Origin of the sequence: Paenibacillus catalpae (genome assembly GCF_900112695.1) — a bacterium.
GTDB classification, from domain to species: domain Bacteria; phylum Bacillota; class Bacilli; order Paenibacillales; family Paenibacillaceae; genus Pristimantibacillus; species Pristimantibacillus catalpae.
Genome location: NZ_FOMT01000005.1, coordinates 592,666 through 615,911, shown reverse-complemented (window position 1 = coordinate 615,911; position 23,246 = coordinate 592,666). Strand labels below are relative to the sequence as shown.

Sequence of the window (23,246 nt, the reverse complement as noted above, 5' to 3'; positions counted from 1 at the left end):
CAAACAAAAATCTATCTGTCAGCCGCCGGCTGCGATCTCATCAAGCAGCGAATCCGGCATAGGTCCGTTCATAATCTTCATGTCCAGCGGCGCATGGCTCGACAACATATGATACATCTGCATTCTCCCCGCCGTGCTGGAGGTATGCAAATACACTTTTTTCGGATAGCGGGCAGATTCCACCAAATAGCGGACAACCTCATAGCCCGTTGGCTCATTCCAGCCCAAGTCGTAATCAAGCGATAAGATATCTATGGGCTCTGAATCTATAAGCAGCTTGCATTCCGCTGCATTTCGGGCAAGCACGAAGCCTTTTGGACATGGGCGGTAATCATCCAAATACACATGAATCATCATAGTGTCCCCCATTCGCGCATCAGATTCAATTGTCTTTCATAAGTGCCGTCCTCGTCTGAAGGCGTTTCCAGTATGAAAGGAACCTTGCCAAGCTCAGGTACGGACATCAGCCACTTTAATCCCGCTTCACCGATGTGTCCTTTCCCCAGTGCCGCATGCCGGTCCCGGCGTGCGCCTGCCGCAAACATCGAATCGTTAAAGTGAACGGCCGCTACTTGCTCCAGTACACCTAACGAGGCTGCTTTTTTCAGCCACTCCGCATCGGTCTCCCCATGCCACAAACCGCTCGCGAACATATGGCAGGTGTCCAGACAAAACATCAGCTTGGGCGGCTCTGCACATAACCCCCGGATTTGGGCCAGCTCTTCAATGGTTGTACCCATAAACGTATGCTCGCCCGATTGAATCTCAATAAGCAGCTTGGCATTCCCGTTCCATCGGCTCGTCACGTCATTTATCGACTGGATAATCGATTGATAACCGGTCAGCGGCTCTTTCCCCTTATATACGCCAAAATGAACGACTACGCCTATTGATCCGCAGCTGTTTGCAATATCCAGATCATTCAGCAGCGATTCCACTGTACGCTGGCGAACATCCTCACGTTCCGAAGCCAAATTCGTCGGATAAGGGGAATGGGCAATGGTCTGAATATCGTACTGCCTGCATAGCTCCGCGCATCGCTCGGCATCTTTCCGGTCAAAGGATTTAAGACCAAGACTGCGGGGGTTTTTCGGAAAATACTGAAAAGCACTAATGCCGCCTGAATAGGCGGCTTTGGCAGCGGCGGAGTAGCCTTCTTTTATACTGAGATGACGGCCGACATACATCGCTATTACTGTTCCTTCTGGCATGTCGGGCAAACGAAAGCTTTGCGCGACGAAATCTCAAATTGCTCGATTAAGGTGCCGCAGACGAAGCAAGGCTCGCCTCCACGGTCGTATACCTGACAGTGATCGTTATACCCGCCGGTCAACGTATCCCCTGCTGTTAATGGCAGCTCCATGTAGCCGCCCTTTGAAATCGCTTCCTTTAACACACTATGCATCGATTCATAGAGTCGTTCCCATGTTTCGCTTGTCAAGGAAGGAATTTTTGCATCCGGACGAATCTTGGCTGCGAAAGCAATCTCGTCCGCATAGCAATTCCCGATACCCGACAATACATGCTGGTCAACAAGAGCCGTTTTAAGAGCTCCTCTCTTCTTGGCAAAGCGTGCTTTAAAATGCTCAAGCGTTAGTCTTTTATCGAAAGGATCCGGCCCAAGCTCAGACAGCTTCGCATCCGCTTCCTTCACCGACATGAAATGCAAATAACCAAGCCTCAGCCCGATAAAATATAAATTGCCCGTTGCAAACCGAATCGTCACTTGGACCGTGCGGTCAGGACGTTCTTCATCCGTTCCGTAGAATATCGTGCCTCCCAGCATCAAATGAAGCACAAGGCGTTTACCGTTATCGAGATGAAATAACAGATGTTTGCCTCTGCGTTCCACGAACCATATGGTCCGGCCGACCAGCTCGGCTTCAAATTGTTCGGCACTAATATTAATAGATTTGTCCCGTGTCACTTCCGTGCCCGTAATCGGCGAGCCGATAATAAGCTCCGATAATCGTAATCGGTAATTTTCCATTTCCGGCAATTCCGGCATTAAAGCTCGCTTCCTTCCTGTCCGCTCTATTGCTTTCTCTTATATCCCGATTGTGGACGAAATATACGAGAGCAGCTTATGTAAATCGTCACAAATGACATCAGGCCTGCAGCCTGCGCGCTGTGCATAGTACTCATAGTTATCACTTGTCGTTAAGCCTGTTAACACAAGCAATGTTCCGCAGCCTGAGGCATGCCCGGCAGCGATATCCGTCGCCATATTGTCGCCGACGACCCAGGTCTCCCCGGCTGACAGGCCAATTTGGCGAAGCGAGTAATCCATCAGGATCTTGGACGGCTTGCCGATCAGTGTGGGCTCCTTGCCCCCAGCCGCTGTCAGCATAGCGCCAATCGACCCGGCACCGGGGAACAAACCTCCTTCGCCAGGCAGCAGTAAATCCGGATTGGTTAATACAAATTCGGCTCCCTGATGTATCGAACGTACCGCTTGAGTCAAGCGTTCATACGATAATTGCCGATCCAGACCCTGCAGGACAAACTCCGGCTGCTCATCCGTAAGCTGTAGGCCCGCTGCTTCAACGGCTTCCATTAGCCCGCTCTCGCCAACGACGAGAACGGATGCACCGGGCTTCTTATTTGCTATATATTGTGCCGCAGCCTGCGCAGAGGTGCATACATCGCAAGGATCTGCATCAATCCCCATATTCCGAAGCCGCTCGGCAACAGTTTCAGGGGATACGGTCGAATTATTCGTAACGAAACGATAAGGCAGCTTCCACTCCCGAAGCTGCCGGATAAGCAGATCCGCTCCGTCAATTCGCTGGGTACCATGATATAAGGTGCCATCCAGATCCAGGAGCATGCCTCTCATGGGTGCTAGTTGTTCGTTCATTCAGCAAGCTTCCTTCCCGTCGTCTTGCGCAGAAGCCGCTCCTTCCGCTTGCGAAGGCCTTCGATTTCGTCGCGGCGCTTCGCGTCCCTCCTGCCGAGAGGATGGCTGAGCGCCTGTTCCAATGCTTCTGACACATATGATAGAGCTGAGTCATAATCCTTCAGCTTATGTTCATAATACATCGCCAGCTCTACGCTGGCATTCATGCCAGCCGATCCGGGCTGGACGGACTGCATTACAGCCTTCTGCCACAATAACACAGCTCGCTGCCAATTTCCAGCTTTCTTGTCTCTGGCAGCCAGCATGTTCAGAGTTGAAGATGCCGTACGCTCGGCCGCAAGGGCTGCTTGAAACATCAGCTCCGCACGGTCGCCATGCCCCATCTTCTCCAGCCATAATCCAGTACGGATAAGCTCCTCCGATTCTTCAGGCATTGGCAGCTGGTAACACCCTTCCATAGCCCCGTTAAGCAGATGTCCGAACCGAATGGACAGGCACACAAGAGACAGCATATCGATCTCATTATGCTGATATACGCCTCTCAGCGGTTCGGGATTGCCGTCAGCCAGAAACTGAAAGTACAGCTGCGGAGCCAGCGATCCTGGCACATCGTCAATTCGTTCAATGCCGAGCCGCTCTTCCTCAACATGGCTTAGCCTCAGCGATGCGAGTGTATTTTTCCAAATGCTTCGTGAAGGATGAAGGAAATCCAGATGGAGAGGCTCCCACAGCTTCCGGTTGTACCCGTTCATAATGAATCGGGTCTGCATAACCGGCCAGTCAAAGGATTTGCCGTTATAGCTGACGAGGTAGCGGTAGCTTCCCAATTTACTGTTCAAATAGTACAGCATAGCCCGCTCCTCAGCCGGATGGCGGATAACCGCCTGCTCCACAATCAGCTCCTCGCCTATCCAATAGGCAAGGCCCACCATAAACGGTACATTGCCTGTCCCGACGCCAAGTCCTGTTGTCTCAAGGTCCAAATACATCAGCTCTTCCGGAGCAACCGGTGCTTCATGGAACGCAGACAATCCGCAAGCTGCGGCAGGAAGCTCCCCCAGACAATGAATGCCGTGCTTGTGAAGCGCGGAATAACTCTTCCGCCGGATCAGGAAGCTGCCCGCCTCATTGTGAAGCAGCTTTACGCCCATCGACGACCATTCCTCCGACAAAGTCTCCAGATGATCGGTATCCGCAGGCTCAGGCTGCGGTTCGACCGTTTGATGAACGGCCCCCGTCTCTTCCGCGGGAGGAACAGTAGCAGAGCTGCCGGTTCCGCGAAGACGGTTCATCTTATCACGCAGACTGCTCATTGTTATCCCTCCTTTTCCTGGCCAACAGGTGATTTTATAACTGGGATAAAAGCTGTACGCTTTTCTGCTTCCCGTTGATTCCTTCTATTTCGTTTCCAATACATGATGGACATCCATCCTTGCAAGAGCATTTTTTTATTAGATTGGCAGCAGCCTGCTTCACTTCGTCAAAACGTTTGTAGACGTCGTCAGCAAGCCCGATTCCGCCCGGGTAATGATCATAGATAAAGATCGTCGGCAAGCCCGTATGGGCAGCCTTGATCTGTGAAGTCACATGGACGTCGCTCCGGTCGCACATGACCATAACCGGCACGATATGCTGAATCACATTGGCGATGCCAAGCAGCAGCTGCTCCAGTATCTTGGTTCCGAGCTCCGGATCCGTATCCTTCAGCTCAAGCCACGTTGCGCGGGTATGAAGCTCTTGCTCCGGCAAATGAATAGGCCCTGATCCAATGTTCTCGAACGTCGTCAGTTTGATCTTTTTGAAAATCGTCGGGATCATCGTTACCGCCACATCGCCTTGATGGACAGCACCATTCCCTGAGCTTCTGGTCTTGTCGATCTCCAGAACCTTCAGATTCACCGCGAGATTGGCATCCGTGTAATACTCGACATCCACTTCCCGCACGTACGCTTTCTTATGATCCCAATCCAGCTTCTCCACCTGGAATTGCACGCCTTCATGCAAATAGATCGCTTCGTCATGCAGCAGGGTCATGGCGCTGAACCGGTCCATCTCGCCAATGATTCTGACATCCGCTACATTCGACTGGTCAACGATGACTACATTCTCCTGCGAAGCGGAGCGCAAGCTGATCTCGCTTGCCGGGAAGGCTTGATTTGCCCAGTAAAAGGTATCCCCATTACGGTGCAGCACGCGTTCCTCCTGAAGGTATTCCAGAATCTCGCTTACTTCTGCCGGCCCAAATTCCTCGGTATTCTTGAACGGAAGCTCATAAGCTGCACATCTGATATGATCGACCAGGATAATCAGATTCTCCGGATTAATCCGCGCGGATTCCGGAGTTCTGTCGAAGAAATACTCCGGGTTCTGAACAATATATTGGTCGATCGGCGTAGAGCTGGCCACCATCAGAATAAGCGCTTCTCCATGCCTTCTTCCCGCACGTCCTGCCTGCTGCCAGGTGCTCGCGATGCTGCCCGGATATCCGGTCATGACACAAACCTGAAGCTGCCCGATATCCACGCCAAGCTCCAGGGCATTTGTGCTTACAACGCCAAGAATCTCGCCGTCCCTAAGTCCTTTCTCAATCTCTCTCCGCTGCTTGGGCAGATAACCACCCCGGTAGCCCCGGATAGACTTCGTGCCGATCTGATTCTTAACCAGCTCCTGAAGATGGCTGAGGATGATCTCCACTCTTACGCGGCTGCGGGCGAATACGATCGTCTGGATCTTGTTCTTCAAGAAATCCTTCGCCAGATGATTGACTTCAACGGTGGCGCTTTTCCGGATGTTCAGCGGCACATTTACGATAGGAGGATTATAGAATACAAAATGCTTTCGGCCTCTTGGCGCTCCGTTATCGTCGATCAGCCGCATCGGACTCCCCGTCAGCTGCTCCGCCAGTTCCTTCGGATTCGCAATGGTGGCCGACGTACAGATGAAAGTCGGATTGCTTCCGTAAAACTTGCAGATCCGCTTCAATCTTCGGATTACATTGGCTACATGACTGCCAAACACGCCGCGGTACGTATGAAGCTCATCGATTACGATATATTTCAAATTCTCGAATAGGCTGACCCACTTCGTATGATGAGGCAGAATGGCGGAATGAAGCATATCGGGGTTCGTGATGACGATATGGCCGGCTTTACGGACGATCTGCCGAATCGCCGGTGAGGTGTCTCCATCATAGGTGTAGCTCTTGATATCAATCCCCATCTCGTCGATAATTTCGTTCAGCTCGCTTTTCTGATCCTGTGCCAGCGCTTTTGTCGGGAACAAATATAAAGCCCGGCTTGTCTCATCCTTAGCAATAGCCTGAAGAACAGGCAGGTTATAACACATCGTTTTGCCGGATGCCGTCGGGGTTACCGCTACGATATTCTCGCCTTTGGATGCCAGCCGGAAAGCTGTTCCCTGGTGGGTGTACAGCTCCGTAATACCGCGTTTTTGCAGTGCCTCCCGAATACGCGGGTCCACACTGTCGTCAAACGGCGTTGTTTTCGCTTCCAGCGGCTGCATTTCATACCAATTCACTATATTTTCATTTGAGCGTAATTCCTCAATTAATTCAGGCAAAGTTTTCTTCTTGAACATAAACGGTCGTCACCCCTTGATACCAACAGTTTAGCGAATATTTGTTCGCTTGGCTAGAGGATTCAGGAAAGACATATTTTACCGCAAAAAAACAACAAACCCGCCCCCGGGTAAGGGCGGGTCTGTCTTATACATGTGGTGATTCCCAAGAGCGTTTGCTCCATCCGACATGATGCCCGAGCACTTTCATGTCCCGGTCCAGTGTAACTTCAACACCAAATGCCATTCGGTTGTCACGCCAGAACCGCACATCTTTCCAGGATACCTCATAACCATCCTGCTTCTCTTCGACTTGCAGATGTACCTGTTCGGCAAAGCCAAGGAATGCTTTTACCCCGTCAGCCTCCATTGCAGCCTTTACGACCGGCGTATGCTCGCTCGGCTCATGCTTCAGCACGGTTGATTCCAGATGAATCTGACTACCTGATATTGTGCCTGCGCGATAGCAGTCACCGCAATCCGCCGTAAACTGCCAGCTCCCTCCGGCCAGACTCGGAACCAGTGTGATCCTGGCCGTACTGCCAAGGTGGAGCTTAAGCCTTCTTCTCACCCGCCATCGCATCCGCAGACGCACGGCTATATAGACAAATGTTAGAACATAAATACAGGCAAACAGCGGCCCTGGCGGAAGCACTCCGAGCATCCAGCAGATTAAACCAATCAAGTGAGCTCCAAACAAATAGGGATCAAACAGGCAGAGAGCGTCTAAATGCCACCATTTTCTGGAGAACGGCCGGAGACACTGTACGCCGTACGTGTTGAAGAGATCCAGGACAATATGAAAACATACCGCTGCCAGCGTCCAAAACATAACCAGCAGAACATGCTCCATTACGCCGAACAGCCAAGCCGAACTCAGTCCGATTGCTGCAGCCCAAATCAATGGAGCAGGTACAGAATGACTAATGCCCCGGTGGTTACGGATATAGGCCGCTTTCCCCTTCAACCTCGCGAATACATCGAAATCCGGCGCATGGCTGCCAATCACCGTGCCGGCCAGAACCGCATAGCCGATTGCCGGATGAACCGCGACTGCCGGATTAAGCATGGCAAGACCGCCAAGCGTTGCACCAAACAGCAAATGACTTCCCGTATCCATCTGTCCTCATCCCCTTACCCGCAGATTTAAGGCCAGCATAATACGGCTTCATTAACGGATTATTACCGAGGCATGATGAATTTGTAAGGAGCCCTGCAGACAAGCTAGCCTCTAACCCTCGGAACCTCCGTGTGATAGAGATCATGAGCAGCTGAGGAATTCGGGAATATCGCTCTGGCTTCCTCTTCAAGCGCCGCAAGATCTTCCTCAACAAACCGGGTGCTGAAATGCGTCATGATCAGCCGTTTCGCATTGGCATCTCTCGCGGTTGTTGCCGCTTCAACTGTTGTGGAATGGCCGTACAGATGAGCTTTCTCTTCCTGACCTGCAGCAAAGGTGGCTTCATGCACAAGCAAATCTGCATTTTGTGCCAGTCGGGAAGCATTGTCGCATGGCTTTGTATCGCCGGCAATGGCAATAACTCTTCCGCATACCGGTGTTCCCGTAACGTCTGCAGCTCGAATCAAGGTTCCGTCAGGAAGCGTAATATCTTCGCCTTTTTTAATCCGGCCAAACAAAGGTCCCGCAGGAACACCTAATTGCTGCAGCAGCTCTACATTTAATTTGCCTTGGCTTTCGCATTCGGTAATGCGGTAGCCAAAGCAAGGAATGCGGTGCTCGAGCGGCAAAGCCTCCACCGTGTAACGTTCCGTCTGATAGATTACCCCTTCAAATACTTCATGATAGGTGATCTCATAATCAAGATGTGTGCTGCTCAGAGTGAGTGCTGTTTCAATCATCTCCCGGATACCGGGAGGGCCAAACAGCTGCAGCGGACTGTTGCCGCCGACATAAGACCGGGTACTGAGCAATCCCGGAATGCCGTATGTATGATCGCCATGCAAATGGGTAACGAATAACGCCTCCAGCTTGCCCAGCTTAAGCGGCGTGCGCATTAACTGATGCTGAGTTCCTTCACCCGCATCAAACATCCAGAGCGAGCAGTCCGGATCCGGCAGTCTCAGTGCTATGGATGTTACATTGCGATGCTTCATCGGACGGCCTGCGCCCGTTCCCAGAAACCAAATTTCCATTCTGCTGTCACCTCACGACACTTAATCGCCACGTTATAGGATGAAAGCCCCCGAGAGCGGCGGCTGGTGAACCAGCATGCGCTTACGGAGGCTTAGCTTGCACTTATCGTTCTACTTTTTCAACGTTGAAATATTGGGCTTCCGGATGAGCGAATACCATCGCGGATACAGATGCTTCCGGCTCCATCATGAAGCCTTCCGTCAGTTCTACGCCAATATCCTCCGGCTTCATCAATTCGAACAAAGGCCCTTGGTCTTCCAAATTCGGACATGCCGGATAACCAAAGGATACGCGGATACCTTGATAACGCGCGCCGAAACGCTGCTTCATGGTCATCGATGCCGGATCCGGGAAGCCCCAGACATCACGCATCATATGATGGACGCGTTCCGCCATTGCCTCTGCGACCTCAAGGGCCACCGACTGCAGTGCATGTGAACGCAGATAATCGCCTTTGTCCTTCCACTCCGTAGCAAGCTCTCGTACGCCATGACCGGCCGTTACAACGAGGAAGCCTACATAGTCCATTACTCCGCTCTCTACCGGTTTCAAATAATCCGCCAGACAAAGGAATGGCTCAACCTGCTGACGAGGGAAGGTGAAGCGTTTAATTTCTTTCGAATGATCCTGTGGATCGTATATGATGATATCATTGCCGGACGACTGAGCCGGGAAGAACCGGTACATGCCATTTGCCGTCAGAATACCGTCCGTCGTACCTTCCTGCAGAATTCCGTCAACCGTTTCCTTCAGTTGAACGGCCTTTTCGTTGCCTTCCTGAAGAAGGTTATCCACATTGCCTTTCAAGCCAAGGTGATGGCCAAGCAGCATCTGCATATTCACATAAGGAATGATATGCGGAATCGGTACATCCCGCAAAATATGTCTGTCTGTATCCGGAGGGATATAGACAGGCGCATCAACCGAAATTTTGGAACGCTCTATGCGCGTCAGCTGCGGCTGTGCTTTTTTCTCTTCGGTTGCTTCACCGCCAGACTCCTTATAGATGCGCATTTCCTCTTCCATTCGACTGCGATGCCCGTTATCCATCAGCTTGTTCGCGAGATCCAGACCGTCCATCGCATCTTTCGCGTACAGCGTTAAGCCATCGTATTCAGGGCCGATTCTGGTCTTCGTGAACTTACGTGTAAGAGCCGCGCCGCCGACCATAATTGGAGCAGAGATGCCAGCATTACGCAAGTCCTGTGCCGTAACGACCATTTGCTGAGCGGATTTTACGAGCAGACCGGATAAGCCGATAATATCGGCATTCTCTTTACGCTGCGCTTCGATCAGCTGCTCAGGCGGTACTTTGATGCCAAGGTTAATAATTTTGTAACCGTTATTCGACAAAATAATTTCGACAAGGTTTTTGCCGATGTCATGCACATCGCCCTTTACCGTTGCCAGAATGATTTTCCCTTTCACGGATGATTCATTCTTCTCCATAAACTGTTCGAGATGAGCTACCGATGCCTTCATAACCTCCGCGCTCTGCAGAACCTCTGCTACGATCAGCTCGTTATTATTGAACAAACGTCCAACCTCTTCCATCCCGCGCATCAACGGTCCGTTGATAACTTCAAGCGCCGTATATTTCTTCAGCGCCTCGTCAAGGTCAGGAATAAGCCCTTCCTTTGTCCCTTCCACGATATAAGAAGCAAGACGCTCCTCCAGAGACAGGTTCGATACCTTCTCTTTCTTCACGACTTTCTTCTCGCGGAAAGCGGCAACAAAGGCAGCTAGTGTATCATCATTGGTATTGTAGATGAGATCTTCAGCCAGCTTGCGCTCTTCTTCCGGAATCGAAGCATACCGTTCCAGTTTTTCCGTATTAACGATCGCGTAGTCAAGACCGGCCTTTGTACAATGATACAAATAAACCGAGTTCAGTACTTCGCGGCCGGCATCCGGCAGACCAAACGAGATATTGCTGAGTCCCAGAATCGTCTTCGCTTTCGGGAATCTCTCTTTAATCATCTTAATGCCTTCGATTGTCTCAACAGCCGATCCGATATATTGCGGGTCACCGGAGCCAACCGGGAACATATTCGGGTCGAAAATAATGTCTTCCGGATTCATTCCGTATTTATTAACAAGCAAGTTATAAGAGCGTTCCGCTACTTCCATCTTCGCTTCGCGGGATACCGCCTGTCCGCGCTCGTCAATCAGAATCATGACAACCGCCGCACCGTATTGATGAATAAGCGGCAGGATCTTCTCAAACTTCGACTCGCCGTCCTCAAGGTTAATGGAGTTAATAATCGCTTTACCTTGCGAATATTTCAGTCCCAGCTCGATAATATGGTCATACGTCGAATCAAGCATCAGCGGTACTTTAATCTTCTTCACGACCTGCGGAAGGAATTCGTGAACCGCATAAGCCTCATCGATATCCGTATCCTGCAGGTTGATATCGATGATATGGGCGCCGCCTTTTACCTGGGCACGAGCAATTTCCGATGCTTCATCAAACTTGCCTTCTTTGATCAGACGTTTGAATTTACGCGAACCGGAAATATTGGTCCGTTCCCCGATCATAATCGGACGGTTATCGTCTTCAATGAATACCGTCTCAATACCGGAGACAGCAGCCGGGTGAGTTCCGTACTGCGTACGCGGCGCAAAAGTGGCCATCGTCTCGGCCAAGGCCTTAATATGCGCAGGAGTCGTCCCGCAGCAGCCGCCAGCGATGTTCAACCAGCCTTGTTCCGCAAATGCCGACATTTTTCGCGCAAGAGATTCTGGAGATTCATGGTAATTACCGTTCTCATCCGGCAACCCTGCGTTAGGATAACAGCTTACAGCCGTGTCGGCAATTTCACTCAGCGAGCGAATATGGTCACGCATGAATTCCGGTCCTGTTGCGCAGTTCAGTCCGATAGAAATCGGCTTCAAGTGCTCAAGGGAAATGTAGAAGGATTCTATCGATTGGCCTGCCAGGGTAGTCCCCATTGGCTCAATCGTACCGGAGATCATAATCGGAAGCTCGCGGTTCATAGTCTCGAACGCTTTGCGGATCCCGATACTCCCGGCTTTTACGTTCAGCGTATCCTGTGACGTCTCCAGCAGAATGGCATCCACATCGCCTTCGATCAGTGCAAGCGTCTGTTCGTAATAACTGTCTACGAGCTCTTCGAAAGTTACGCCGCCGGTAACGGACAGCGTTTTGGTCGTTGGTCCAAGCGCGCCGGCTACATACCGCGGGCGTTCAGGTGTCGAGAATTTATCAGCCGCATCTCTTGCCAGCTTGGCAGCAGCAAGGTTAATTTCACGTGCTTTTTCCGGGATATCGTATTCCGCCAGCACGACGCTTGTCGCGCCAAATGTGTTGGTCTCCAAAATATCGGCGCCGGCTTCCAGATACTTTTCATGGATCGTCGAAATGACATCCGGACGCGTTAAAACGAGCATTTCATTACATCCGTCAAGCTCTTCCCCGCCGAAATCATCAGCAGTCAGATCAGCCTGCTGAATCATCGTTCCCATCGCTCCGTCCAGGATGAGTATCCGTTGCTGCATCAATTCTTGTATGGTCGGTTTCAACAAATTTCGTACACCCTTCCTCCGAAAATCATTAACAAATAGTGTAACAGAATAGCCGCTTTCTGAAAAGGCAGTCCATCGACATTTGACTACTTTTGCTATATAATTGGACTTATCGGTTAATTTCTATAGGGAAAGAGGGATTGAGAATGGCTGAAATCCGCATTCGCAATACGAACGAACGTATTTCTGGTGAACAGAACGTACGTGAATTTTTAGAAAATCAAGAAGTTCTGTACGAACATTGGGATGCATCCAAGCTCCCTGCACATCTGCAAGAGAAATTTGTTCTCTCCGACGAAGAGAAAGCAGAGGTTTTGTCTACCTTTAATACAGAAATTACTGATCTTGCTGGTCGCCGCGGTTATAAAACTTGGGACATCATTACATTATCCGATGCTACTCCTAACCTCGATGAACTGCTGAAAAAATTTGAATCCGTGCATACACATACAGAAGATGAAGTACGTGCCATCACTGCCGGTAAAGGTATCTTCGTTATCAAAGGGACAGAAGAAGTGGGCTACTTCGATGTTGAACTTGAAGCTGGTGACGTTATTTCCGTACCTGAGAGAATTCCTCACTTCTTTACGTTGATGGATAACCGTCAAATCGTAGCGGTACGTCTCTTCATCGAAACAGAAGGCTGGATTGCTCATCCATTCGAAGACCCTGCATTCGTAAAATGATTAAGTAGAACAAAGCCCCTCGCTCCATCTTCCGATGGCGAGGGGCTTTGTCTTGTCCATTATTGCTCAAGCAATAGCAGCAATTCTTCCAAATGAGCAATTTCATGCGATGGGATAATGTCATCATTGCGTACAGCACCATGACGGTTCACCCATACGGATGTCATGCCGATCGTATTCGCTCCAAGAATATCCGTAGTCAGCTTGTCGCCAACCATAATGCCATGATCCGGCTCAATGCCGAGACGTTCCAAAGCATGACGGAAAATTGAAGCAGCCGGTTTACCTTCTCCGAATTCACCGGAAATAATGATGTGGTCGAAGTAAGGAACCAATTCAGGAACACCTGCCAGTTTCTCACGCTGCAGATCCGGAGATCCGTTCGTAAGGAGGAGCAGCTTGTACTTTCCTTTAAGTGCATCCAATACGCGGAAAGTTTCATCATAAACGAGCGGACGACGGCGGCGTTCTGCTGGGAACTGCTCAGCCAGCTTCTCGCCTAGTTCCTGATTATCAACGCCAAGTGAACGCAACCCGCGAGTCCAAGCTTCCTTGCGGTAGCCAGGTGCCAGCTGCTCAAGCTTGCGGAACTCTTCTTGCTCGCCTTCACGGAAGTTCGCCCAGAGGCCTTCGAACGGATTAATACCAATCATCTTCGTGAACGGAAATGTCTCATAGGATTCATACAGGGCACGCGCTTCTCTGCGCACGGCTTCTTCCAGTTGCTCCGGATCAACGCCAGCAGCATCTGCACCTGCTTGACATGTTGCCTCGAATGCTTCCTTTACGCTGCGGTCATCCCACAGTAACGTATCATCAAGATCAAATAGAACCGCTTGCTTCCCCATAATTCGCATAACTCTCCTACTCTTCTTCTATTTGGTTTCAAAAGGCAAGTTGTGTGTCTTTGCAAAATCCTGCAGTCTGCTGCTCATTTCATCCGTTGGATAACGGTTGAGCAAACGCGAGAACACCCAGTTCGCGCCTTTTTGCTGCATAATAACAACAGCGCCTTTTTGAACGCTAATCCCCTTAATATTTGACACATGGAGCTGTTTGTCACCCGTTAATTTGCGGGTTTGGATATAATCCTTGCCTACCGCGAGGTAAGGACGGCGCAGCAGGAAGATCAGCGCAAGGAATAAATAGCAGCCAATCGTGACCCATAACATCGTTGTTGGCTCGAAATCCGGAGCCGTTGTAACCAGAATGGTATACATACTGATCATCAATACGAGAAAGATCGGAAATATGTAGTTGCGGCCTTTAAACCGCTCTACCTTGGGTGCTGCTGACGTGCCAATCTGTGATGCACCATGCTTTTTACGCGCTTTATTGATTTGGTTCGTATTTTTGCGCACTTTGCGCTCCCACGTACGAGACAAGCTTATTCCTCCTAGTGTATATTGCAGACGCCGTTCATGGAACGGCGTCACTGCTTGCTATATAAAGATTAGACCAACTTAATGAGTTACATCCTTCGAATCGCCGTCTACAATTTCAATCGAATCCAACTGCTGACGGAAATTTCTTTTGAAGTTGTCCAGATATTGTTTACGCAATACGGCACGTTCAGCGATTTCCTCTTCGGTTAGCCCAACTGTCTTATTTTTACGGGATAATTCATTAATACGCGCGATGATTTCTTCCACTGCATTCACCTCGTTTGCTCAGTACTCATCCTTCCTACCTATTTTGACTTTTATCGCGAGTAATTGTCAAGGCAATGATCGAAGAATAACAAAAGGACAGGCAAGATTCGAACATCCCGTGTCCGAACTTCCTGTCCATCTGAATCTATAGCTGCTAAGGGATAATCAAGACTTGTCCCGGCTGAAGCTCTGCGGAACGTAATTGGTTCCGTTGTTTGATCTTATAGATGTATTGTCTAATGTCCTTGGAGTTGTCAACAAAGCGATCGGCAATCCCCCACAATGTATCACCTGCCGACACAACGACGGTCTGCTCATCTATTGCGGCTGCTTCTATATAATCGGATGAAGCATTCGTACGCATCATCAGGAAACTTGTAAAGAGAAGAACGAATACTGTGGCACTTACAATAAGTTTGAAAGCATGACGATTCATGTTATGGCCCCGCGGCTTGAAAGATTTAACGGCTTCTTCCTTATGGATACTCTTATAAAAAGATGGATTCATGATCATTATTATCGCTCCCCGAACGTTTGTTCTGTTTTCTTATGTTCTTAGAATAACACGAACAAATGTTTGCAGTCAACAAAAATGCGAACTTTTGTTTTTAAGAACTTATGTTTGTACGAACTCCGGTTCTATGTTATAATTTTCTTCAAATATTATATTGGAGTGATTCGCGTGTCTAAGATTTCGAACCGCCAACAGTCGATTCTTGAATTTATTAAGAATGAGGTTCGGGACAAAGGATACCCGCCTTCTGTTCGCGAAATCGGCGAAGCGGTTGGCCTTGCATCAAGCTCCACCGTACATGGCCACTTGGATCGTCTGGAGAAGAAAGGTCTTATCAGACGTGACCCAACGAAACCACGGGCGATCGAAATTTTGGATCAAGACGGTGTTGACGGCATTATCCTCCCAGCTGTAGCGCAAGTACCAATTGTCGGCAAAGTAACGGCAGGCATGCCGATTACGGCGACTGAAAATATTGAGGAATACTTCCCGCTATCCGCTCATTTCGTCGGTGACGATGAAGTATTTATCCTGAATGTCGTTGGCGACAGCATGATCGAAGTCGGCATACATAACGGAGACTATGTGATTGTCCGCCAGCAGCCGACAGCCAACAATGGTGATATCGTTGTTGCCATGACGGAAGATGACGAAGCAACCGTGAAGACATTCTACAAAGAGAAAGATCATATCCGCCTTCAGCCGGAGAACTCCACAATGGAGCCGATTCGCTTGAACACCGTTACGATTCTTGGCAAAGTAGTTGGCTTGTTCCGTGACTTCCACTAATTTCACACATCATAAAAGTGGCTGTTCCCGCTATCCCGATTTAATTATTCGGATAGTGCGAACAGCCTCTTTTTTTATTTTATGGATTTGTTTGGAATCATCGCTCACCTAGTTGCCTAAATATGGTATTGTTTCAATAGAACTGAATATTTCTGAGGTGAGCAGATTTGAACAAGAAATTAACGAAATCATCCTTTGATAAATCCATATCCGGTGTTTGCGGCGGAATTGCTGACTACTGCAATCTGTCCTCTTTATTCGTAAGACTACTGTTCGTATTATTTGTCCCCGCCAATCTGATCATCTACATCATTCTGGCTAACCTTATTCCGGATAGTCCTCCATCTTTGTATAAAAAATAAAAATCCACTGCCAAGTTAGGCAGTGGATTTTTATTTTGTTTATCCTAGTACAGCGTCAGATACTGATCGCGTTCCCATTGATGAACTTGTGTTTTGTACATGTCCCACTCGATTTCTTTCAGCTCGTAGAAGTGAGCAAGGGCATGCTCGCCAAGTGCGTCGCAGACAACGTCGCTGCGGAGCATCTCGTCGAGGGCTTCCTTCAGATCGGATGGAAGGCTTGGCACGCCGGACTCCAGGCGCTCTTCTTCCGTCATGATGTAGATGTTGCGGTCTACTGGAGCAGGCAGCGGAGTTTTGTTCTTGATTCCGTCCAGACCTGCTTTCAGCATTACAGCAAGAGCCAGGTACGGGTTCGCCGCCGGATCCGGGTTACGAACCTCGATACGCGTGCTGAGGCCGCGGGATGCCGGGATACGAATCATTGGCGAACGGTTGCTCGCCGACCAAGCTACATAACAAGGCGCTTCATAACCTGGCACCATCCGTTTGTAGGAGTTGATCGTAGGGTTCGTAATAGCTGCCATTGCACGGGCATGCTCCAGAACACCAGCCATGTAATAACGAGCCGTTTGACTTAAACCAAGGCGATCCTTCTCGTCATAGAATACGTTTGTGCTGCCCTGGAAGAGCGATTGGTGACAGTGCATACCGGAACCGTTTACGCCAAAGAGCGGCTTCGGCATAAAGGTTGCATGGAGTCCATGCTGTCTTGCAATCGTCTTAACAACAAGCTTGAAGGTTTGAATCTGGTCTGCGGCTTTGATCGCATCCGCGTATTTGAAGTCGATTTCGTGCTGGCCGGGAGCCACTTCATGGTGGGAAGCTTCAATCTCGAAGCCCATTTCTTCCAGCGTAAGTACGATTTCACGGCGGCAGTTCTCGCCCATATCCATCGGAGCAAGGTCAAAGTAACCGCCTTGGTCATTAAGTTCAGTTGTTGGTTCTCCGCGTTCGTCGGTTTTGAACAGGAAGAACTCCGGTTCCGGACCAACGTTCATTGCAGTGAAGCCCATTTCTTCCGCTTCCATCAGTGCGCGCTTCAGAATACCGCGCGGGTCGCCGGCAAACGGCGTGCCATCAGGCATATAAATATCACAGATCAGACGGGCAACACGGTCTTGAGCAACCCATGGGAATACAACCCAAGTATCCAGATCAGGGTATAAGTACATGTCAGATTCTTCGATACGAACGTAACCTTCAATGGAAGATCCGTCGAACATCATTTTATTATCCAATGCTTTGTCCAACTGGCTTACGGGAATTTCAACATTCTTGATCGTGCCAAGCAAATCGGTAAATTGAAGACGGATAAATCGAACGTTCTGTTCCTCCGCAATGCGTTTAATATCCTCTTTTGTGAAGCTCACAGCATTCATCTCCTTTAAAAGAATTGTGAAGCAATTCTTACTTCGTAAGCATAGGCTTAAAGAATTGTGAAGCAATTCTTACTTCGTAAGCATCGGCTTAAAGAATTGTGAAGCAATTCTTGCTTCGTAAGCATCGACTCTTGCTTGTTTAATTATTAGGAATAGACTAGCGCTTGTTCAAGAAACGTGACAGCTGGCCTTGAATAAGTGAAGCCTGGCCGGGACGTTTCTCCAGCAATTGCTGCTTCAGAAGGCGGTGCAGCTGCGCATCGGACAGCTCCTTGCGCTTCACTTCTGATTGCTCGCTTACAATTGTCGCGTCGTCCGATTCTTTTGAAACCGGATTCATGACTTGCTTAATGCCGGCAATGTTAACACCTTTTTCAATCAATGCTTTAATCTCTAATAGCCGCTCTACATCATTAAAAGAGAACAGTCGCTGGTTACCTGCCGTTCTGGCCGGAACTATCAATTCATGCTGCTCATAATAACGAATTTGACGCGCCGTTAGATCCGTCAGCTTCATTACGATACCGATCGGAAATAAGGCCATGTTTCTACGAATATCGTCACCCATGTCGCATCAACCTTCCAGTCGCTCATTTATACGTATATAATAACGTCCTACCAAAAACGTGTCAAGTTGTGTTAGGTTTAATTACGTTTAATTGTGATAAGATCGTTCGTAATGAGTCGACGTAACGCTGTAAGTACACCAAACTTCGCATGGGCAAACGTCAAGCCGCCTTGCATATAAGCGATAAAAGGCTCGCGGATCGGCGCATCGGCAGATAACTCCAAGCTTCCGCCCTGAATAAAGGTCCCTGCCGCCATGATGACAGGATGCTCATATCCCGGCATATCCCATGGCTCCGGCACGACATGAGCATCTACCGCAGCTGCCTGTTGAATGCCTTGAACAAATGCAATAAGCTGCTCGGCACCGCCAAATCGGACCGCCTGAATAAGATCCGTGCGGGGCTCCGTCCAATGAGGTTTCGTCTCGAACCCTAGCTGCTCAAACAGGGCTGAGGCAAATACGCTTCCCTTCACCGCTTGTCCAACGAGATGCGGGGCGAGGAACAAGCCCTGATAAATCCCGCGGAGGGTGTCCAGCATGGCGCCAACCTCTCCCCCAATACCAGGCGCAGTCAGACGAAAAGCTGCCTGCTCGACTGCAGCGGCAGTTCCGGCAATATATCCTCCGGTTGAAGCGAGTCCGCCTCCCGGATTCTTAATAAGTGAACCTGCCATGAGATCTACCCCAACCTGGGTTGGCTCAAGCAGCTCAGTAAATTCCCCGTAACAATTATCAACGAATACAAGGACATCCGGCTTGATCTGCTTCACCCGCTGGACCATATCGCCAATCTGGGCAACGGTAAATGACGCTCGCCAGCTATAGCCCCGAGAGCGCTGAATGCCGATTACCTTTGTACGCTCATTAATGCTTGTCTCAATACCATCCCAATCCAGGCTTCCATCCTCCTGAAGGTCCACTTCGTTGTAACGGATGCCCCAGTCCTGCAAGGAGCCTGTCCCATCGCCAGGTTTACCGATTACTTTGTGCAGCGTGTCATATGGTTTACCTGTAATATAAAGCAGCTCATCACCCGGTCGGAGCACGCCAAAGAGCGCGCACCCGATGGTGTGCGTACCCGATACGAAATGCGGGCGTACAAGCGCCGCCTCTGCTCCAAATACATCCGCATAGACAAGATCAAGCACCTCACGGCCCCGGTCATTATAGCCATAACCCGTCGAGCCGGTGAAGTGGAAATCGCTCACTTGATGACGTTGAAACGCACGGATCACTTTCCACTGATTCTTTTCTGCAATCCGATCAATGGAACGGAGCTGCCCGGCAGCCAGCTCCTCCGCTTGATCGGCTAATTTCTCAAGTTCATTCCAAATCGTTTGACTATCTTGATGTTGATTGTCACTCATTCCTGCCTGTCTCTCCCTCTATTAGCGTAACCCAATTCCATTATTCTATATATGGCTGAAGCTTATGGCCGTTTAATTCATAAGCCTGGCGGCTCACTTGCACGGTAAGGCGCAAGGATTCGCCATCCTCGCTAATATCATTGCCTACCACTTCACCACTGCGATAAGCGAGTGCAATCAAGTCACCGCGGTCGGCCGGCAGAGTAAACATGACGGTATCTCCTGTCAGTTTATCCTGAATTTTGTTCCGAACCAAGGTCAAGTCATCTTCCACGTAAGCACTGATGACCAATGTATCAGTCACCGGAGTTGGAAGTTCAACCTGCTTCTCTTCGCACAGGTCCTTTTTATTATAAATCGTTAGGCTAGGTGTCCCCGCTGCTCCAAGATCTCCAAGAATCTGCTCTACGACAGCCATGTGTTCCTCACGCATTGGCGAGCTGCCGTCCACGACATGAAGGACCAGATCTGCCTCCAGCACTTCCTCCAGCGTTGCACGGAATGCAGCAACAAGGTCATGTGGCAAATTCTGAATAAAACCTACCGTATCGGTCAGGACAACTTCACGGCCATTTGGCAGCTCCAGGGTACGGGAAGTCGGATCCAGCGTAGCGAACAGCTGATTCTCGACAAACACATCAGCGCTGGTCAGCTCCCGCAGCAGCGTAGATTTCCCTGCATTCGTGTAACCCACAAGGGCAACTTGAATAACGCCGGATTTCTTGCGTCTCTCACGGTGCAGCTTCCGGTGACGGACCATTTCGTCAAGCTGTGCCTTGAGATCAGCAATCCGGCCTCTGATATGACGGCGGTCTGTCTCGAGCTTGGATTCACCGGGACCCCTTGTGCCGATACCGCCGCCAAGCCGTGACAGGTTCTTGCCATGCCCGGACAGACGCGGCAGCAAATAGCTGAGCTGTGCAAGCTCAACTTGAACAATGCCTTCACGGGTCTTCGCCCGCTGCGCAAAGATATCCAGAATAAGCTGCGTACGGTCAATGATTTTCAAATCAAGCGTTTCTTCGAGATTCCGCACCTGTGCACCGGAAAGCTCCTGGTCAAAAATCGCAGTGGTTGCCCCCAATTCCTCGGCAACAGCCCGCAGCTCCTCTACCTTGCCTTTGCCGATGAACCATCTGGTATCAGGTGCTTCTTTATTCTGGGTAATCGTAGTCAACACTTCTGTACCAGCCGTCTCCGCTAGGGCAACAAGCTCCTCCAGCGAATGCTCCGGATCGCTTATGCCCCGCTTAATGTTGGGAGTGACCAGACTGACCAGCACGGCGCGTTCTTGCATGGTAGTTGTCGTATTAAATGTTTTATTTTGCATGAGTACTCCTTCTAGAGTGTTGTTATTTCAGCATTATTTCGGTTCCCATTTGAAATCTTCAGGCTTTATCGCCATCAGCTCCTGCTTTGGGGGAACGCTGTTCGCATATTGATTCAGCAGCCTTACCGCCTGGTACCGGATCGCTTTCTCAATCATATTCCGTACATACCGCGCGTTGCTGAATGAGAACAAGTCACTCATCTTCTCTTGAATCAAATGCTGCCTTAACTTAAATATGGACTGCGGCATTAAATTATAATCCCTGTCCTTCGCCATAAGCTCGGAAATTTGAATTAATTGATCAATCGAGTAGTCTGGAAAGTCAATCTGGATGGGAAAGCGGGAGGGCAGCCCGGGATTGGTAAGCAGAAAATGATCAATCTCCGCCGGATATCCCGCCAGGATCAGCACAAATTGATTGCGGTGATCCTCCATGGCTTTTACCAGTGTGTCAATCGCCTCTTTACCAAAATCCTTCTCCCCGCCTCGCGCAAGGCTGTACGCTTCGTCCACGAACAGGACGCCGCCAATTGCCTTCCGCACCAAATCCCGTGTTTTCTGCGCCGTATGCCCAATGTACTCCCCAACAAGATCAGCACGCTCTACTTCGATCAGATGGCCCTTCGCAAGTACGCCCATCTTCTGAAACAGCTTCGCGACAATTCTTGCGATCGTCGTTTTGCCTGTCCCCGGATTCCCCTTAAATATCATATGATAGACATGGGAGCCGCCGGACAAGCCTGCTTCCGACCGCATACGGGTTATATATAAAAGCGCATAAACTTCATAGATGAGGGCCTTCACATTATCCATGCCCACCATAGGCTCAAGCTCTTTCTGTATATCGGCAAAATGATCTCCAGGAGGGAGCGGCTTGACGGCTGGCAGCGGCTCATTATCGACCACTGGCGCAGAAGCTGTCATTTGAACCGGTTCCTGGCTTCGAAGTACTACATTAATTTGACGGGACGGCCTCGCTCCATTATTCGATCCCGATATGACATGTCCGTTCATCTATCGCATCACCTATCCTTCGCACCGTCACTAGCTTAGGCATGCCGATAAGATAAGCCCGGCATATCCCGCTTCTAACAAGTGTATTCTATCGGAATCGGTCATATTAACAGATTTTATTAAGGATAGTCAGGAGAACGGTATCCGAAATGGAGGAGGACTGCATCCACCTTCCACTTGGCAAATGCCAGAACTTCACGAGACTGGTTTTTAAACGGATTCAGCACTTCAGAATGGAATGCCGCAGCCTCCGCATTCTGATAGTCAAGATAACGGGCAATCTCCATCGCTCTTGGCGCATGGTAATCGTGAGTCACGATCAGAAGCTTCTTCAGCTGATGATCGGCGGCAATGACCTTGCTGTTAAGCAGATTCTCATATGTACTTCTTGCCGCATTATCCAGAAGCATCTTATCCGCAGGAATCCCTTTTTCAAGCAGATATACCCGCATCCCTTCCGCTTCAGTCAGCTTGGAGCCGTTGTGATCAAGACCGCCGCTTAAGATGAGCTGCTTTACTTTACCTTCTTTGTACAGCTTATATGCAAAATCGAGACGTTCCTTTAGTGCAGGGCTTGGCTTGTCCGACCATAGGGAAGCGCCAAGCACAATAGCCGCGTCTGCCTTTTCAATCGGAGCGGAGTCATCATAGCTGTTAATAAGCCAGAGAAGATAACCGCAGTATAGTAAACCTACGAGACATAATCCGATACAGATACGAAACAGGAGCAGCCCGCGGCGTTTGCGTGACTTGCTCCTCGTTTGAACAATACTTTTCATGATTCTCTAAGCTCTCTCTCCGTCAAGCTTTTGCGGTGCTTCAAGCTAAGCGTGAAATACCGGAACCTGCCGTTCCGGATACTGGAAAGCAATCTCCCTGCTGTCTTGCGCGCTAATGCCGCTTCTTTCCCGGTTACCTCTCCATCACGAAGAGCATCCTCAAGCTCATCCTCATCGAGCAGAAAAACTTCACCGCTTGGCAGAACAACCACGTCCAGATACAAGTCATCAAACCAGGGAACATGTTGATCTGTGAGGCCTTGCGTCTTGCAAATATCAATGTACCATTGCACGACACGGCCCTTATCGTCAAACATCGTTGTTACGACAAAATGCTCGCCCCGCGGAAAATGCTGCATCCATAGATATCCGCGATCCGCCAGACATAAACGCCGCCCGTTATATTCCTTCCAAAGCGGCTCACGCAATTCATGAATCCGGTAAAACGTAACGAGACCTTTGAACTCATCACTGTCGAGCGCCAGACAATTGTAGCTTTTGCGTATAATGCGACGCCAGTTTGCCCGGTCCGAAAATTTTCGTTTCATACGGAACGTACCTTTCCGTTGAGATAAGCCTTAATTACTTGGCTTTCGATGATGATGGATAGCGTTGTAAAAAGCTTACCATAACTTAACGCTCTTCTCCAGCGCGCATGAA

Annotated in this window: 23 protein-coding genes; 3 read left to right on the top strand and 20 right to left on the bottom strand. The window is 49.7% G+C overall.

Features of this window, described 5'->3' with window-relative positions; translation table 11 throughout:
- Positions 1-18: 18 nt before the first annotated feature.
- The 9 genes from BM200_RS24220 to metH all read right to left on the bottom strand — a co-directional run bounded on the left by BM200_RS24220 (position 19) and on the right by metH (position 12,140).
- On the bottom strand, positions 19-357 hold the full coding sequence (locus tag BM200_RS24220; RefSeq protein ID WP_425434614.1) for a cyclic-phosphate processing receiver domain-containing protein: 339 nt from the start codon (positions 355-357) through the stop codon (positions 19-21).
- Positions 354-1,187 (bottom strand): deoxyribonuclease IV, encoded by an 834-nt coding sequence (locus tag BM200_RS24215; protein ID WP_091189214.1) that lies wholly within the window; start codon positions 1,185-1,187, stop codon positions 354-356. The genes BM200_RS24220 and BM200_RS24215 overlap by 4 nt, the downstream gene beginning before the upstream one ends.
- 5 nt (positions 1,188-1,192) lie before the next feature.
- Positions 1,193-2,008 (bottom strand): DNA-formamidopyrimidine glycosylase, encoded by an 816-nt coding sequence (gene mutM, locus BM200_RS24210; RefSeq protein WP_091189213.1) that lies wholly within the window; start codon positions 2,006-2,008, stop codon positions 1,193-1,195.
- 39 nt (positions 2,009-2,047) lie between these two features.
- The gene (locus BM200_RS24205) at positions 2,048-2,860 is read right to left on the bottom strand and encodes a TIGR01457 family HAD-type hydrolase (protein ID WP_091189212.1); all 813 of its coding nucleotides are present in this window, start codon (positions 2,858-2,860) and stop codon (positions 2,048-2,050) included.
- Positions 2,857-4,173, bottom strand: coding sequence for a ribonuclease H-like domain-containing protein (locus BM200_RS24200; RefSeq protein ID WP_091189211.1), 1,317 nt, complete (start codon positions 4,171-4,173; stop codon positions 2,857-2,859). The genes BM200_RS24205 and BM200_RS24200 overlap by 4 nt, the downstream gene beginning before the upstream one ends.
- A gap of 34 nt (positions 4,174-4,207) precedes the next feature.
- A complete protein-coding gene (locus BM200_RS24195; RefSeq protein WP_091189210.1) occupies positions 4,208-6,457 on the bottom strand; it encodes a DEAD/DEAH box helicase in 2,250 nt (749 codons plus the stop codon).
- A 127-nt stretch (positions 6,458-6,584) separates the two neighbouring features.
- Entirely contained in the window at positions 6,585-7,556 is a 972-nt protein-coding gene (locus BM200_RS24190) for a metal-dependent hydrolase (RefSeq protein ID WP_091189209.1), read from the bottom strand.
- 104 nt (positions 7,557-7,660) lie between these two features.
- Positions 7,661-8,590, bottom strand: coding sequence for a ribonuclease Z (gene rnz, locus BM200_RS24185; protein ID WP_091189208.1), 930 nt, complete (start codon positions 8,588-8,590; stop codon positions 7,661-7,663).
- A gap of 103 nt (positions 8,591-8,693) precedes the next feature.
- On the bottom strand, positions 8,694-12,140 hold the full coding sequence (gene metH / locus BM200_RS24180; protein ID WP_091189207.1) for a methionine synthase: 3,447 nt from the start codon (positions 12,138-12,140) through the stop codon (positions 8,694-8,696).
- 146 nt (positions 12,141-12,286) lie between these two features.
- Between metH and BM200_RS24175 the strand changes: the two genes are divergently transcribed.
- Complete coding sequence (locus BM200_RS24175; protein ID WP_091189206.1) at positions 12,287-12,826, top strand: 1,2-dihydroxy-3-keto-5-methylthiopentene dioxygenase; 540 nt, start codon at positions 12,287-12,289, stop codon at positions 12,824-12,826.
- A 59-nt stretch (positions 12,827-12,885) separates the two neighbouring features.
- Here BM200_RS24175 and BM200_RS24170 read toward each other — a convergent pair whose 3' ends face one another.
- The 4 genes from BM200_RS24170 to BM200_RS24155 form a co-directional block, all read right to left on the bottom strand.
- Entirely contained in the window at positions 12,886-13,674 is a 789-nt protein-coding gene (locus tag BM200_RS24170) for an HAD family hydrolase (protein ID WP_091189205.1), read from the bottom strand.
- A 27-nt stretch (positions 13,675-13,701) separates the two neighbouring features.
- Positions 13,702-14,211, bottom strand: a complete 510-nt coding sequence (locus BM200_RS24165) for a hypothetical protein (protein WP_091189204.1) — start codon at positions 14,209-14,211, stop codon at positions 13,702-13,704.
- Positions 14,212-14,289: 78 nt separating this feature from the next.
- On the bottom strand, positions 14,290-14,478 hold the full coding sequence (locus BM200_RS24160) for a DUF896 domain-containing protein (RefSeq protein WP_091189203.1): 189 nt from the start codon (positions 14,476-14,478) through the stop codon (positions 14,290-14,292).
- A 154-nt stretch (positions 14,479-14,632) separates the two neighbouring features.
- Positions 14,633-14,992 (bottom strand): LysM peptidoglycan-binding domain-containing protein, encoded by a 360-nt coding sequence (locus BM200_RS24155; protein ID WP_091189202.1) that lies wholly within the window; start codon positions 14,990-14,992, stop codon positions 14,633-14,635.
- A gap of 168 nt (positions 14,993-15,160) precedes the next feature.
- On the opposite strand from BM200_RS24155, the gene lexA reads away from it, so the two are divergent.
- Together lexA and BM200_RS24145 are read left to right on the top strand one after the other, a co-directional pair.
- On the top strand, positions 15,161-15,781 hold the full coding sequence (gene lexA, locus BM200_RS24150; protein WP_091189201.1) for a transcriptional repressor LexA: 621 nt from the start codon (positions 15,161-15,163) through the stop codon (positions 15,779-15,781).
- A 167-nt stretch (positions 15,782-15,948) separates the two neighbouring features.
- Entirely contained in the window at positions 15,949-16,143 is a 195-nt protein-coding gene (locus tag BM200_RS24145; RefSeq protein ID WP_091189200.1) for a PspC domain-containing protein, read from the top strand.
- A gap of 44 nt (positions 16,144-16,187) precedes the next feature.
- Here the strand turns inward: BM200_RS24145 and glnA are convergent, their stop codons facing one another.
- The 7 genes from glnA to BM200_RS24110 form a co-directional block, all read right to left on the bottom strand.
- Positions 16,188-17,516, bottom strand: a complete 1,329-nt coding sequence (gene glnA, locus BM200_RS24140) for a type I glutamate--ammonia ligase (RefSeq protein WP_091189199.1) — start codon at positions 17,514-17,516, stop codon at positions 16,188-16,190.
- Between the two features lie 166 nt (positions 17,517-17,682).
- Positions 17,683-18,093, bottom strand: a complete 411-nt coding sequence (locus BM200_RS24135) for a MerR family transcriptional regulator (RefSeq protein WP_015844216.1) — start codon at positions 18,091-18,093, stop codon at positions 17,683-17,685.
- A 77-nt stretch (positions 18,094-18,170) separates the two neighbouring features.
- Positions 18,171-19,463, bottom strand: a complete 1,293-nt coding sequence (locus tag BM200_RS24130; protein WP_091189198.1) for a methionine gamma-lyase family protein — start codon at positions 19,461-19,463, stop codon at positions 18,171-18,173.
- Positions 19,464-19,503: 40 nt separating this feature from the next.
- On the bottom strand, positions 19,504-20,793 hold the full coding sequence (gene hflX / locus BM200_RS24125; protein WP_091189197.1) for a GTPase HflX: 1,290 nt from the start codon (positions 20,791-20,793) through the stop codon (positions 19,504-19,506).
- Between the two features lie 33 nt (positions 20,794-20,826).
- Positions 20,827-21,807, bottom strand: coding sequence for an AAA family ATPase (locus tag BM200_RS24120; protein ID WP_091189196.1), 981 nt, complete (start codon positions 21,805-21,807; stop codon positions 20,827-20,829).
- Positions 21,808-21,926: 119 nt separating this feature from the next.
- Entirely contained in the window at positions 21,927-22,586 is a 660-nt protein-coding gene (locus BM200_RS24115; RefSeq protein WP_091189195.1) for a SanA/YdcF family protein, read from the bottom strand.
- Complete coding sequence (locus BM200_RS24110; protein WP_091189194.1) at positions 22,583-23,134, bottom strand: ribonuclease FAU-1 family protein; 552 nt, start codon at positions 23,132-23,134, stop codon at positions 22,583-22,585. The genes BM200_RS24115 and BM200_RS24110 overlap by 4 nt, the downstream gene beginning before the upstream one ends.
- Positions 23,135-23,246: the final 112 nt, after the last annotated feature.

Bases quoted from the DNA above. Each gene is read 5' to 3' on its own strand.
- BM200_RS24155 (WP_091189202.1), bottom strand. From the start codon at position 14,992: ATGATCATGAATCCATCTTTTTATAAGAGTATCCATAAGGAAGAAGCC.
- BM200_RS24200 (WP_091189211.1), bottom strand. From the start codon at position 4,173: ATGAGCAGTCTGCGTGATAAGATGAACCGTCTTCGCGGAACCGGCAGC.
- BM200_RS24130 (WP_091189198.1), bottom strand. From the start codon at position 19,463: ATGAGTGACAATCAACATCAAGATAGTCAAACGATTTGGAATGAACTT.
- BM200_RS24220 (WP_425434614.1), bottom strand. From the start codon at position 357: ATGATGATTCATGTGTATTTGGATGATTACCGCCCATGTCCAAAAGGC.
- BM200_RS24175 (WP_091189206.1), top strand. From the start codon at position 12,287: ATGGCTGAAATCCGCATTCGCAATACGAACGAACGTATTTCTGGTGAA.
- BM200_RS24190 (WP_091189209.1), bottom strand. From the start codon at position 7,556: ATGGATACGGGAAGTCATTTGCTGTTTGGTGCAACGCTTGGCGGTCTT.
- mutM (WP_091189213.1), bottom strand. From the start codon at position 2,008: ATGCCGGAATTGCCGGAAATGGAAAATTACCGATTACGATTATCGGAG.
- BM200_RS24195 (WP_091189210.1), bottom strand. From the start codon at position 6,457: ATGTTCAAGAAGAAAACTTTGCCTGAATTAATTGAGGAATTACGCTCA.
- BM200_RS24215 (WP_091189214.1), bottom strand. From the start codon at position 1,187: ATGTATGTCGGCCGTCATCTCAGTATAAAAGAAGGCTACTCCGCCGCT.
- BM200_RS24110 (WP_091189194.1), bottom strand. From the start codon at position 23,134: ATGAAACGAAAATTTTCGGACCGGGCAAACTGGCGTCGCATTATACGC.
- BM200_RS24170 (WP_091189205.1), bottom strand. From the start codon at position 13,674: ATGGGGAAGCAAGCGGTTCTATTTGATCTTGATGATACGTTACTGTGG.
- rnz (WP_091189208.1), bottom strand. From the start codon at position 8,590: ATGGAAATTTGGTTTCTGGGAACGGGCGCAGGCCGTCCGATGAAGCAT.
- hflX (WP_091189197.1), bottom strand. From the start codon at position 20,793: ATGCAAAATAAAACATTTAATACGACAACTACCATGCAAGAACGCGCC.
- BM200_RS24115 (WP_091189195.1), bottom strand. From the start codon at position 22,586: ATGAAAAGTATTGTTCAAACGAGGAGCAAGTCACGCAAACGCCGCGGG.
- BM200_RS24205 (WP_091189212.1), bottom strand. From the start codon at position 2,860: ATGAACGAACAACTAGCACCCATGAGAGGCATGCTCCTGGATCTGGAT.
- BM200_RS24135 (WP_015844216.1), bottom strand. From the start codon at position 18,093: ATGGGTGACGATATTCGTAGAAACATGGCCTTATTTCCGATCGGTATC.
- BM200_RS24120 (WP_091189196.1), bottom strand. From the start codon at position 21,807: ATGAACGGACATGTCATATCGGGATCGAATAATGGAGCGAGGCCGTCC.